Source organism: Citrobacter europaeus, assembly GCF_037482245.1.
Classification (GTDB): Bacteria; Pseudomonadota; Gammaproteobacteria; order Enterobacterales; family Enterobacteriaceae; genus Citrobacter; species Citrobacter europaeus.
Map to the genome: position 1 here is coordinate 318,125 of NZ_CP148084.1, position 13,438 is coordinate 331,562.

The window sequence follows — 13,438 nt, forward strand, 5'->3', positions numbered from 1 at the left end:
TTTTACCAGGAGTAAGATAAAGCATTGGCTATTCTTTAAGGGTGACTTAGTACCGGAGGTATTAAGTTGTTGCCTGAAGGTGGGACGACGCAGAGAGGATGCACAATTGTGCTGCGCCGTTCAGGTCAAAAAAAGTGTCACTACCTGATGTCGAAAATCAGTTGGAAGGGGTGACACCATAAAACAGGATGACAACCATGTCCGTTCGTATCGATAGAGACGTGATTAATGCGCTAATTGCAGGCCATTTTGCGGATCCTTTTTCCGTACTCGGTATGCACCAAACTGATGCTGGACTTGAAGTCCGCGCCCTATTACCTGACGCCACCGAAGTGTGGGTGATCGAACCCAAAACCGGACGTAAAGTCGGCAAGCTGGATTGCCTCGACTCTCGCGGTTTTTTCTGTGCTGTACTTCCCCGCCGTAAAAATTTCTTTCGCTATCAGTTGGCCGTTGTCTGGCATGGACAACAGAATCTGATTGATGACCCTTATCGTTTTGGCCCGCTGATCCAGGATATGGATGCCTGGCTGTTATCTGAAGGTACGCACCTGCGACCTTACGAAACGCTGGGCGCGCATGCGGATACCATGGATGGCGTAACAGGTACGCGCTTCTCCGTCTGGGCGCCTAACGCTCAACGTGTGTCAGTGGTTGGGCAGTTCAACTACTGGGATGGCCGTCGCCACCCGATGCGCCTGCGCAAAGAAAGCGGTATCTGGGAGTTGTTTATCCCCGGTGCGCAACAGGGTCAGCTGTATAAATACGAGATGATCGATGCGAACGGTAAGCTGCGAATCAAAGCGGATCCTTACGCCTTCGAAGCGCAAATGCGCCCGGAAACCGCGTCGCTTATCTGCGGCCTGCCGGAAAAAGTGGTGCAAAGCGAGGAGCGCAAAAAAGCCAACCAGTTTGATGCGCCGATCTCTATCTATGAAGTGCACCTGGGTTCATGGCGTCGTCATACCGATAACAACTTCTGGCTAAGCTACCGTGAGCTGGCGGATCAACTGGTGCCTTACGCCAAGTGGATGGGCTTTACTCATCTCGAACTGTTGCCGATTAACGAGCATCCGTTCGACGGTAGCTGGGGCTACCAGCCTACCGGCATGTATGCGCCGACCCGTCGCTTTGGGACGCGTGATGATTTCCGCTATTTTGTGAATGCCGCGCATCAGGCCGGACTGAACGTCATTCTCGACTGGGTGCCGGGCCATTTCCCGTCGGACGACTTTGGTCTGGCAGAGTTTGATGGCACCAACCTGTATGAGCACAGCGACCCGCGAGAAGGGTATCACCAGGACTGGAACACGCTGATCTACAACTACGGTCGCCGTGAAGTCAGCAACTACCTGGTGGGCAACGCCCTGTACTGGATTGAACGCTTTGGTATCGATGCGCTACGCGTGGATGCCGTGGCGTCGATGATTTATCGCGACTACAGCCGTAAAGAAGGGGAATGGGTCCCGAACGAATTTGGCGGTCGTGAAAACCTCGAAGCCATTGAGTTTTTACGCAATACCAACCGAATTCTTGGCGAGCAGGTGCCAGGTGCGGTGAGCATGGCGGAAGAGTCTACCGACTTTGCCGGCGTCTCAAGGCCGCAGGACATGGGCGGTTTAGGGTTCTGGTATAAGTGGAACCTCGGCTGGATGCACGACACGCTGGACTACATGAAGCTGGATCCGATTCATCGTCAGTACCATCACGACAAGCTGACCTTCGGCATGCTGTACAACTACACCGAAAACTTCGTCCTGCCGCTGTCGCACGATGAAGTGGTGCACGGTAAAAAATCCATTCTCGACCGCATGCCGGGAGACGCATGGCAGAAGTTCGCCAACCTGCGCGCCTATTACGGCTGGATGTGGGCCTTCCCGGGCAAGAAACTGCTGTTTATGGGTAATGAGTTCGCTCAGGGGCGTGAGTGGAACCATGACGCCAGCCTCGACTGGCATCTGCTGGAGGGCGGTGATAACTGGCACCACGGTGTACAGCGTCTGGTACGCGATCTGAACCTTACCTATCGCCACCACAAAGCGCTGCACGAGCTCGACTTTGATGCCTATGGCTTTGAATGGCTGGTGGTGGATGACAAAGAACGTTCGGTGCTGGCTTTCGTTCGTCGTGACAAAGTTGGTAATGAAATCATCGTTATCAGCAACTTTACGCCAGTGCCTCGCCACGGCTATCGCTTCGGTATCAACCAGCCGGGCAAATGGCGCGAGATCCTCAATACCGACTCGACGCATTACCACGGCAGTAATACCGGCAACGGCGGCGCGGTGCACAGCGATGAAATCGCCAGTCATGGTCGTCAGCACTCACTGAGCCTCACGTTGCCGCCGCTGGCAACGGTCTGGCTGGTTCGGGAGGGGTAATGACGCAACTGGCAACCGGCAACGCCACCCCCCATGGTGCAACGTATGACGGCCATGGCGTCAATTTCACACTCTTCTCGGCCCACGCTGAACGCGTTGAATTATGCGTATTCGATGAGCAAGGCTGCGAACTCCGCTATGACCTGCCGGGGCGTAGCGGCGATGTCTGGCACGGCTATCTGGCCAACGCCCGTCCAGGTCTGCGCTATGGTTATCGTGTACATGGTCCATGGCAACCGCAGCAGGGCCACCGGTTTAATCCGGCGAAGCTGCTGCTTGACCCTTGCGCGCGTCGGGTGGATGGCGAGTTAAAAGATAACCCGCTGCTGCACGGCGGGTTAAATGAACCGGATAATCATGATAACGCCGCCATTGCGCTGAAGGGCGTTGTGGTGTCCGACCGTTATGACTGGGAGGATGACGCCCCGCCGCGCACGCCGTGGGGCAGTACCGTGATTTACGAAGCGCATGTTAAAGGGCTGACGTATTTGCATCCTGACCTGCCGGAAGAGATTCGCGGAACCTACAAGGCGCTGGGACATCCGGTGATGATCGACTATTTCAAGCGCCTCGGCATTACCGCCCTGGAGCTGCTTCCGGTGGCGCATTTTGCCAGCGAACCGCGGCTTCAGCGGCTGGGCCTGTCGAACTACTGGGGCTACAACCCGGTGGCGATGTTCGCGTTGCATCCGGCTTATGCCTGCTCACCGGAGAGTGCGCTTGATGAGTTTCGCGATGCGGTAAAAGCGCTGCACAAAGCGGGGATTGAGGTCATTCTCGACATCGTTTTGAACCACAGCGCCGAGCTTGATCTCGAAGGGCCCGTCTTCTCGCTGCGCGGAATTGATAACCGTAGCTATTATTGGATCAGGGACGATGGTGATTACTACAACTGGACCGGTTGTGGGAACACCCTCAACCTGAGCCATCCAGGCGTTGTGGAATACGCATGCGAATGCCTGCGCTACTGGGTTGAAACCTGTCATGTGGATGGTTTTCGTTTTGATTTGGCTTCCGTCATGGGGCGTACACCTACGTTTCGTCAGGATGCGCCGCTGTTTACCGCGATCCAAAACTGTCCGCTGCTCTCACGCGTTAAGCTGATTGCGGAACCGTGGGATATTGGTGAAGGCGGGTATCAGGTGGGGAATTTCCCCCCGCCGTTTGCCGAGTGGAATGATCATTTCCGTGATGCGACGCGACGCTTCTGGCTCCAGCGTAATCTCTCGTTGGGCGAGTTTGCCGGCCGTTTTGCCGCATCCAGCGACGTGTTTAAACGCCAGGGCCGCAAACCCAGCGCTACGGTCAATCTGGTGACTGCGCACGACGGTTTTACGCTACGCGACTGTGTTTGCTTCACAAATAAGCACAATGAAGCGAATGGTGAGGAAAATCGCGACGGCACTAGCAATAACTACAGCGACAATCATGGTAAAGAAGGATTAGGCGGCACGCTGGACCTGATTGAGCGGCGGCGCGACAGCATTCATGCGCTGTTAACCACGCTGTTGCTCTCACAGGGGACGCCGATGTTGTTGGCGGGCGATGAGCATGGTCATAGCCAGCACGGCAACAATAACGCTTACTGCCAGGATAACGCCTTAACCTGGCTGGACTGGCAGCAGGCAAACAGTGGGCTAACCACATTTACCGCCGCGCTGATTCATCTGCGCCGACAAATACCTGCATTAACAGGTGATCGCTGGTGGGAAGAGGGCGACGGCAATGTGCATTGGCTGAATAAGTACGCACAACCCTTAAGTGCGGATGAGTGGCAAAACGGCCCGAGGCAGATGCAAATTCTGCTTTCAGACCGTTTCCTGATTGCAATAAACGCCACGCTTGAGGTGACAGATATCGTTTTACCTGAAGGGGAATGGCACGCTATTCCCCCATTTGCCGGAGAGGATAATCCGGTGCTTACGGCTGTCTGGCAGGGACCTGCGCACGGACTGTGTGTGTTCCAGAGAAGATAAAAAGGAGTTAGTCATGGTGAGTTTAGAGAAGAACGATCGTGTAATGTTGGCGCGCCAGCTGCCATTAAAATCTGTTGCCCTGATCCTGGCCGGTGGCCGCGGCACCCGCCTGAAAGATTTAACCAACAAACGTGCCAAACCCGCCGTGCACTTTGGTGGAAAGTTCCGCATTATCGATTTTGCTTTATCCAACTGTATTAACTCCGGGATCCGTCGCATTGGCGTGATCACCCAGTACCAGTCCCACACGCTTGTGCAGCACATTCAGCGCGGCTGGTCGTTCTTTAGCGAAGAGATGAATGAGTTTGTCGATTTGCTACCTGCCCAGCAGAGAATGCAGGGTGAAAACTGGTATCGCGGCACGGCGGATGCGGTGACCCAAAACCTGGACATCATTCGACGCTATAAAGCGGAATATGTGGTGATCCTCGCGGGCGATCATATCTACAAGCAGGACTACTCACGCATGCTGATCGACCACGTCGAGAAAGGCGCGCGTTGCACCGTGGCCTGTATGCCAGTGCCTATTGAAGAGGCCAGCGCGTTTGGCGTGATGGACGTGGACGACACTGATAAAATTATCGAGTTCGTTGAAAAACCTGCCAACCCGCCAGCTATGCCAGGCGATCCGACCAAATCCCTTGCCAGTATGGGGATCTACATTTTTAACGCCGACTACCTGTATGAATTGCTGGCGGAAGATGACCTCGATGAAAACTCCAGTCACGATTTCGGCAAAGACATTATCCCGAAAATCACTGAAGCTGGCATGGCGTATGCACATCCATTCCCGCTGTCCTGCGTGCAGTCTGACCCGGAATCCGAGCCGTACTGGCGCGATGTGGGAACGCTGGAAGCCTACTGGAAAGCGAACCTCGATCTGGCTTCGGTGACCCCTGAACTGGATATGTACGACCAGGACTGGCCAATCCGTACGCATATGGAGTCTCTGCCACCGGCGAAATTTGTGCAGGACCGTTCCGGTAGCCACGGTATGACGCTGAACTCGCTGGTTTCCGGCGGCTGTATTATTTCTGGTTCGGTGGTGGTGCAGTCCGTTTTGTTCCCGCGAGTGCGGGTGAATTCATTCTGTAACATTGATTCGGCAGTGTTGTTACCTGAAGTGTGGGTGGGACGTTCGTGCCGCTTACGTCGTTGCATTATCGACCGTGCCTGCGTTATTCCTGAAGGCATGATAATTGGTGAAAACGCGGAAGAAGATGCACGTCGTTTCTACCGTTCAGAGGAAGGTATTGTGCTGGTCACGCGTGAAATGCTGCGCAAACTGCAGATCAAACAGGAGCGATAATGCAGGTTTTACACGTTTGTTCAGAGATGTTCCCCCTGTTAAAAACCGGGGGACTGGCGGATGTTATTGGGGCGTTACCCGCAGCGCAAATAGCGGACGGCGTGGATGCCCGCGTGTTGCTCCCGGCGTTTCCTGATATTCGTCGCGGCATTCCCGATGCGCAGGTCGTGACGCGTCGGGATACCTTCGCCGGACGTATCACGCTGCTTTTCGGGCATTTCAACGGCGTGGGTATTTACCTGATTGACGCGCCGCATCTCTATGACCGTCCCGGTAGCCCGTATCACGACACTAACCTGTTTGCCTATACGGATAACGTACTGCGTTTTGCGCTGCTGGGTTGGGTCGGCTGTGAAATGGCCTGCGGCTTTGACCCATTCTGGCGCCCGGATGTGGTGCATGCGCACGACTGGCATGCCGGACTGGCCCCGGCGTATCTGGCAGCGCGCGGCCATCCGGCGAAATCGGTGTTTACCGTACACAACCTGGCGTATCAAGGCATGTTTTATGCAAAGCATATGGATGACATCCAATTGCCATGGTCGTTCTTTAATGTGCACGGACTGGAGTTTAACGGACAGATTTCGTTCCTGAAGGCCGGATTGTACTACGCCGACCACATTACGGCAGTCAGCCCGACCTACGCGCGGGAAATTACCGAGCCGCAATTCGCCTACGGCATGGAAGGTCTGTTGCAGCAACGTCATCGTGAAGGACGTCTTTCCGGCGTGCTGAACGGCGTTGATGAAAAAATCTGGAGCCCGGAAACCGATCTGCTGTTGGCATCGCGATATACGCGCGACACGCTGGAGGAGAAGGCGGAGAACAAACGTCAGCTACAGATAGCGATGGGACTTAAGGTTAACGATAAAGTGCCGCTGTTTGCAGTCGTCAGCCGCCTGACCAGTCAGAAAGGGCTGGATCTGGTGCTGGAAGCGCTGCCGGGGTTATTAGAGCAGGGTGGGCAGCTGGCATTGCTTGGCGCGGGCGATCCGGTTTTACAGGAAGGTTTCCTCGCCGCGGCGGCGGAACATCCAGGGCAAGTGGGCGTGCAGATTGGTTACCACGAAGCCTTCTCGCACCGCATTATGGGGGGTGCCGATGTCATATTGGTTCCCAGCCGTTTCGAGCCGTGTGGCTTAACGCAGTTGTATGGACTGAAGTACGGTACGCTGCCGCTGGTGCGGCGCACCGGTGGGCTGGCTGATACGGTCTCTGACAGTTCGTTGGAAAACCTGGCGGACGGTATCGCCAGTGGGTTTGTATTTGAAGATAGTAATGCCTGGTCGCTGCTACGCGCGATCCGGCGTGCTTTCGTATTGTGGTCCCGGCCTTCGCTGTGGCGGTTTGTACAACGTCAGGCCATGACCATGGATTTTAGCTGGCAAGTCGCGGCGAAGTCATACCGTGAGCTTTACTATCGCTTGAAATAGATATCCAGGAATCACCTATATGAATGCTCCATTTACTTATGCATCGCCCACACTCAGCGTAGAGGCACTTAAGCATTCTATCGCCTATAAGCTGATGTTTACGATTGGTAAGGACCCGGTCATTGCCAATAAACATGAGTGGCTGAACGCCACGTTGTTCGCGGTGCGCGATCGTCTCGTGGAGCGCTGGCTGCGTTCTAACCGTGCGCAATTGTCACAGGAAACTCGCCAGGTCTATTACCTGTCCATGGAGTTTTTGATTGGCCGCACGCTTTCCAATGCACTATTATCGTTGGGTATTTATGACGATGTCAAAAATGCGCTGGAAGGTATGGGGTTGGATCTTGAAGATCTGATCGACGAAGAAAACGACCCGGGTCTTGGCAACGGCGGTCTCGGGCGCCTGGCGGCCTGTTTCCTCGACTCACTGGCAACGCTGGGCCTGCCGGGACGCGGCTACGGTATTCGTTATGACTACGGCATGTTCAAGCAGAACATTGTTGATGGCCGACAGAAAGAGTCGCCGGACTACTGGCTGGAATACGGTAACCCGTGGGAATTCAAACGCCACAACACGCGCTACAAAGTGCGTTTTGGCGGGCGTATTCAGCAGGAAGGCAAGAAAACGCGCTGGATAGAAACCGAAGAGATCCTCGCGGTTGCTTACGACCAGATTATCCCTGGTTACGACACTGACGCCACCAACACGCTGCGCCTGTGGAATGCCCAGGCCAGTAGCGAGATCAATCTCGGTAAATTTAACCAGGGCGACTACTTTGCGGCGGTGGAAGATAAAAACCACTCCGAGAACGTCTCCCGCGTACTGTACCCGGACGACTCCACCTATTCGGGACGCGAACTGCGTTTGCGCCAGGAGTATTTCCTGGTCTCCTCCACGGTGCAGGACATCCTGAGCCGTCATTACCAGCTGCACAAAACCTACGACAACCTGGCGGATAAAATCGCCATTCACCTCAACGACACCCATCCGGTGCTGTCGATCCCTGAGCTGATGCGCCTGCTGATCGATGAGCACAAGTTCAGTTGGGACGATGCGTTTGAGGTCTGTTGCCAGGTCTTCTCGTACACCAACCACACCTTGATGAGCGAAGCGCTGGAGACCTGGCCCGTCGATATGCTGGGCAAAATTCTGCCGCGCCATCTGCAAATTATTTTCGAGATCAACGACTACTTCCTTAAGACCTTGCAGGAACAGTACCCGAACGATACCAGCCTGCTGGGGCGGACGTCGATTATCGATGAATCTAACGGTCGCCGCGTACGTATGGCATGGCTGGCGGTGGTAGTGAGCCACAAGGTTAACGGTGTTTCCGAGCTGCACTCCAACCTGATGGTGCAGTCGCTGTTTGCTGATTTTGCGAAGATTTTCCCGACTCGTTTTTGCAACGTCACCAACGGCGTGACGCCGCGCCGCTGGCTGGCGCTGGCTAACCCGTCGCTCTCTGAAGTGCTGGATGAGAATATTGGCCGCACCTGGCGAACCGATCTCAGCCAGCTCAGCGAGCTTGAGCAGCATTGCGATTATCCGCTGGTAAATCAGGCGGTGCGCCGTGCGAAGCTCGAGAATAAAAAGCGTCTGGCCACGCTCATTGCCCAGCAGCTTAACGTGGTGGTGAACCCGAAATCGCTGTTTGATGTGCAGATCAAGCGTATTCACGAATACAAACGCCAGTTGATGAACGTGCTGCATGTAATCACCCGCTACAACCGCATTAAGGCCGATCCTGACGCCGAGTGGGTGCCGCGTGTGAATATCTTCGCCGGTAAAGCGGCTTCGGCCTATTATATGGCGAAGCACATCATTCACCTGATCAACGACGTCGCGAAGGTGATCAACAACGATCCGCAAATTGGCGACAAGCTGAAAGTGGTGTTTATCCCCAACTACAGCGTCAGCCTGGCGCAGGTGATTATTCCTGCTGCCGACCTGTCTGAGCAGATTTCTCTGGCCGGAACTGAAGCCTCTGGTACCAGTAATATGAAATTTGCCCTCAACGGCGCGCTGACCATCGGGACGCTGGACGGCGCCAACGTAGAGATGCTGGAGCACGTGGGCGCAGAGAATATCTTTATCTTTGGTAATACGGCGGAAGAGGTCGAGGCTTTACGCAGCCAGGGTTACAAGCCGCGTGAGTATTACGAGAAAGATGAAGAGCTACACCAGGTGCTGACGCAGATCGGCAGCGGTGTATTCAGCCCTGAGGAGCCGGGACGCTATCGTGACCTGGTGGACTCGCTGATCAACTTTGGCGACCACTATCAGGTTCTGGCGGATTATCGCAGCTACGTTGACTGCCAGGATAAGGTTGATGAACTGTATCGTCACCCGGAAGAGTGGACCACCAGGTCGATGATTAATATCGCCAACATGGGCTACTTCTCGTCGGACAGGACGATTAAAGAGTACGCCGAAAACATCTGGCATATTGATTCGGTGCGGTTGTAACAAGGGATAGGGTTAACTGTAGGCCGGATAAGGCGCTAGCCGCCATCCGGCAAAAAGCCCGGTGGCGCTGACGCTTACCGGGCCTACAGGGCGCTCGTTGCCGGGGGCGCTTCGCTTGCCCGGCCTACGTTCGTGTACTTGCTTACGACGCCAGCGACAGCTGGTGCTTCTCAATGTACTCCGACAACCACTGGGACATGCGCGACTGCTGCTCAGCGTTCAGCCACATACCCTCTTTCGTGCGACGCCACAGCGCATCTTCCGCACGACGAACCCATTCGTGATCGACCAGATATTTCAGCTCGGCCTCATAGAACTCATGGCCGAAGTCTTCACCTAACTCGGCAAGCGAGGTGGCTTCGCCGATAATCCATTCGGTGTTGCTGCCGTAGGTGCGGGAATAATGGCGTGCCAGCGACTCGGTCAGGAACGGGTAGCGACGGCGCAGTTTGGCCGCGTAATCTTCGCGATCGCCGCCAATGTCACCACCTGGCAGAATGCACTCTTTCGTCCACGCCGGACCAATGCCCTGATAGTACGACGCCAGTTTTTCCATCGCGTGTTCAGCCAGCTTACGGTAGGTGGTCAGCTTACCGCCAAAGACCGACAGCAGCGGCGCTTTGCCATTTTCGTCGTGGATATCCAGCGTGTAATCACGGGTGATAGCCTGCGGCGAGTCGGACTCGTCATCGCACAGCGGACGTACGCCCGAATATGTCCAGACGATATCGTCACGGCCAAGCTGTTTCTTAAAGTGCGCGTTGTAGACCTTCAGCAGGTAATTGATTTCGCTCTCATCAATTTTCACCGCTTTCGGGTCGCCTTTGTATTCAACGTCGGTCGTCCCGATGATCGAGAATTCGTCCATCCATGGGATAACAAACACAATGCGTTTATCTTCGTTTTGGAGAATATAAGCCTGCTTCTGGGTATGTACGCGCGGAACCACAATGTGGCTGCCTTTAATCAGGCGAATGCCATACGGCGATGGCAGATGCATGCCGTCGTCGAAGAACTCTTTCACCCACGGGCCGGTGGCGTTGACCAGCCCACGTGCCTGCCAGGTGTGCTTTTTGCCAGTATCGATATCTTCAGCTTCAACAATCCACAAACCATTTTCACGGCGAGCGGAGGTGGCACGCGTGCGGGTTAATACTTCCCCGCCTTTGCGTACAACCATTTGGGCGTTTGCCAAAACCAGTCGCGCATCGTCTACCCAGCAGTCAGAATATTCGAAACCGCGCACAATCTCAGGTTTCAGTACGGAGTCTGCGCCAAAACGCAAACCGGTAGAACTCGGCAAACTGGTGCGTTTGCCCAGATGATCGTACATAAACAGACCAATGCGGATCATCCAGGCCGGGCGCAGGTGCGGGCGATGGGGCAGACGAAAGCGCATAGGAAAGGCGATATGCGGTGCCATTTTCAACAGCACTTCACGTTCGGCCAGCGCTTCGCTCACCAGGCGAAATTCGTAATGTTCCAGGTAGCGCAGGCCACCGTGAATGAGTTTGGAGCTAGCGGAGGAGGTTGCGCAGGCTAAATCCTGCGCTTCCAGCATCAGCACGGATAAACCGCGTCCAGCGGCATCTGCCGCGATACCGGCACCATTGATGCCTCCACCTATCACAATCAGATCTTTGGTTTCCATGCTGGCCTCTCGCACTTTCGTTATAGCTCATTAATGTTCGTTATCGAGCATAATAGCAAAGATTCGCGCCATTGGTAACATCGGATAAACAATTTACAGTGATACATATAACATTATGGCGTTTAACTGCCGTCGGGACGTACACTAAGAAGTAACATGTCCGAAAAGCGTCACCTGCTATATAAAGAAGAGAGAGCAATGGATCAGTTTGAATGTATTAATGTCGAAGAAGCGCATCAGAAGCTGCATCAGGGGAGCGCGGTGTTGGTGGATATCCGCGATCCGCAAAGCTATGCGATGGGTCATGCCCCGCAGGCGTTTCATCTGACGAACGACACGCTGGGGTCGTTTATGCGCGAGCATGATTTCGACACCGCCGTATTGGTGATGTGTTATCACGGCAACAGCAGTAAAGGTGCGGCGCAATATCTTCTTCAACAAGGCTATGACGCGGTTTACAGCGTTGATGGCGGCTTCGACGCCTGGCATCGACACTTTCCGGCAGAAGTGGCATACGGTTCGTAAGCTAACAAAGATGCAGCCTGAAACGGGCAGGATATATATACTGTGCTCTTTTGTGTGGAATAAGCGACAGCAACCATGTTGATGATTACCTCTTTTGCTAACCCCCGCGTGGCGCAGGCATTTGTTGATTATATGGCGACACAGGGCGTTATCCTGACGATTCAACAACATCAGCAAACGGATGTCTGGCTGGCGGATGAGTCCCAGGCCGAGCGCGTGCGTGCTGAACTGGCGCGATTTCTGGAGAATCCGGGCGACCCGCGTTACCTCGCGGCAAGCTGGCAGTCAGGCCAGACCGATAGCGGTCTGCGCTACCAACGTTATCCGTTCCTGGCCACATTGCGCGAACGCGCAGGCCCGGTAACGTGGGCGGTGATGGCCGCATGTGTGGTGGTGTTTATCGCCATGAACGTGCTGGGCGACCAGGCGGTGATGCTCTGGCTGGCATGGCCGTTTGACCCTACGCTGAAATTTGAATTCTGGCGTTATTTTACCCACGCTTTTATGCACTTCTCGCTGATGCATATTCTGTTCAACCTGCTGTGGTGGTGGTATCTCGGCGGTGCGGTTGAAAAGCGTTTGGGTAGCGGAAAACTGATAGTCATTACCGTGATCAGCGCCCTGCTGAGCGGTTATGTTCAGCAGAAATTTAGCGGTCCGTGGTTTGGTGGACTGTCTGGCGTGGTATATGCGCTGATGGGCTATGTGTGGTTGCGCGGCGAGCGCGATCCGCAGAGCGGTATTTTCCTGCAGCGTGGTTTGATTATTTTTGCTTTGATCTGGATTGTTGCCGGCTGGTTTGATCTGTTTGGCATGTCGATGGCGAATGGCGCACATATCGCCGGGCTGGCCGTGGGTCTGGCAATGGCGTTTGCCGATACTATTCATGTGCGAAAACGAACGTAATTTCAGGGAACCATAATGAAGCAAACACAACGACATGACGCGATCATTGAACTGGTAAAAAAACAGGGATACGTCAGTACTGAGGAGCTGGTGGAGCATTTCTCCGTTAGCCCGCAGACGATTCGCCGCGATCTTAACGATCTGGCCGATCAGAACATGATTTTGCGCCATCACGGCGGGGCGGCGCTGCCATCCAGCTCGGTCAACACCCCGTGGCATGACCGTAAAGCGACGCAGACGGCGGAAAAAGAGCGCATTGCACGCAAAGTTGCCACGCAGATCCCGAACGGCTCTACGCTGTTTATTGATATCGGCACTACGCCGGAAGCGGTGGCTCACGCGCTGCTCAATCACAGCAATTTACGTATCGTGACCAACAACCTCAATGTGGCGAATACGCTGATGGCGAAAGAGGATTTCCGCATAATCCTCGCCGGTGGCGAACTGCGTAGCCGCGACGGCGGTATTATGGGCGAAGCGACCCTCGACTTCATTTCTCAGTTCCGACTGGACTTCGGCATCTTAGGGATCAGCGGCATCGACAGCGATGGTTCTCTGCTGGAGTTTGATTATCACGAAGTTCGCACCAAACGCGCGATTATTGAGAATTCACGGCATGTGATGCTGGTGGTGGATCACTCGAAATTTGGGCGTAACGCGATGGTGAATATGGGCAGTATCAGCATGGTGGATGCGGTGTATACCGACACGCTGCCGCCCGCTGGCGTGATGCAGGTTATCGCGGACCATCATATTCAGTTAGAGCTGTGCTGAGATAATTGCCTGATAA

9 protein-coding genes are annotated in these 13,438 nt (G+C 54.6%); 8 read left to right on the forward strand and 1 reads right to left on the reverse strand.

Annotated features, from left to right (window positions below):
* The first annotated feature begins 197 nt into the window (after positions 1–197).
* From glgB to glgP, 5 genes are read left to right on the forward strand one after another with little or no spacing between them, the layout of a single operon-like run.
* A complete protein-coding gene (gene glgB / locus WHR59_RS01505; protein WP_043018594.1) occupies positions 198–2,381 on the forward strand; it encodes a 1,4-alpha-glucan branching enzyme in 2,184 nt (727 codons plus the stop codon).
* Positions 2,381–4,357, forward strand: coding sequence for a glycogen debranching protein GlgX (gene glgX, locus WHR59_RS01510; RefSeq protein WP_338843541.1), 1,977 nt, complete (start codon positions 2,381–2,383; stop codon positions 4,355–4,357). Before glgB ends, glgX begins: the two co-directional genes overlap by 1 nt.
* Positions 4,358–4,370: 13 nt before the next feature.
* On the forward strand, positions 4,371–5,666 hold the full coding sequence (glgC, locus tag WHR59_RS01515) for a glucose-1-phosphate adenylyltransferase (RefSeq protein ID WP_043018592.1): 1,296 nt from the start codon (positions 4,371–4,373) through the stop codon (positions 5,664–5,666).
* Entirely contained in the window at positions 5,666–7,099 is a 1,434-nt protein-coding gene (gene glgA, locus WHR59_RS01520; RefSeq protein WP_047408145.1) for a glycogen synthase GlgA, read from the forward strand. The genes glgC and glgA overlap by 1 nt, the downstream gene beginning before the upstream one ends.
* Before the next feature lie 19 nt (positions 7,100–7,118).
* A complete protein-coding gene (gene glgP, locus WHR59_RS01525) occupies positions 7,119–9,566 on the forward strand; it encodes a glycogen phosphorylase (RefSeq protein WP_075145537.1) in 2,448 nt (815 codons plus the stop codon).
* Positions 9,567–9,708: 142 nt separating this feature from the next.
* Here glgP and glpD read toward each other — a convergent pair whose 3' ends face one another.
* Positions 9,709–11,217, reverse strand: a complete 1,509-nt coding sequence (gene glpD, locus WHR59_RS01530) for a glycerol-3-phosphate dehydrogenase (RefSeq protein ID WP_087050803.1) — start codon at positions 11,215–11,217, stop codon at positions 9,709–9,711.
* Between the two features lie 198 nt (positions 11,218–11,415).
* Between glpD and glpE the strand changes: the two genes are divergently transcribed.
* The 3 genes from glpE to WHR59_RS01545 all read left to right on the forward strand — a co-directional run bounded on the left by glpE (position 11,416) and on the right by WHR59_RS01545 (position 13,422).
* Positions 11,416–11,742 (forward strand): thiosulfate sulfurtransferase GlpE, encoded by a 327-nt coding sequence (gene glpE / locus WHR59_RS01535; protein ID WP_003827629.1) that lies wholly within the window; start codon positions 11,416–11,418, stop codon positions 11,740–11,742.
* A gap of 75 nt (positions 11,743–11,817) precedes the next feature.
* Positions 11,818–12,648, forward strand: a complete 831-nt coding sequence (gene glpG / locus WHR59_RS01540) for a rhomboid family intramembrane serine protease GlpG (protein ID WP_043018837.1) — start codon at positions 11,818–11,820, stop codon at positions 12,646–12,648.
* A gap of 15 nt (positions 12,649–12,663) precedes the next feature.
* Positions 12,664–13,422 carry a DeoR/GlpR family transcriptional regulator gene (locus tag WHR59_RS01545; RefSeq protein WP_003023499.1) on the forward strand — a complete coding sequence of 253 codons (759 nt, stop codon included), beginning with the start codon at positions 12,664–12,666 and terminating at the stop codon, positions 13,420–13,422.
* Positions 13,423–13,438: the final 16 nt, after the last annotated feature.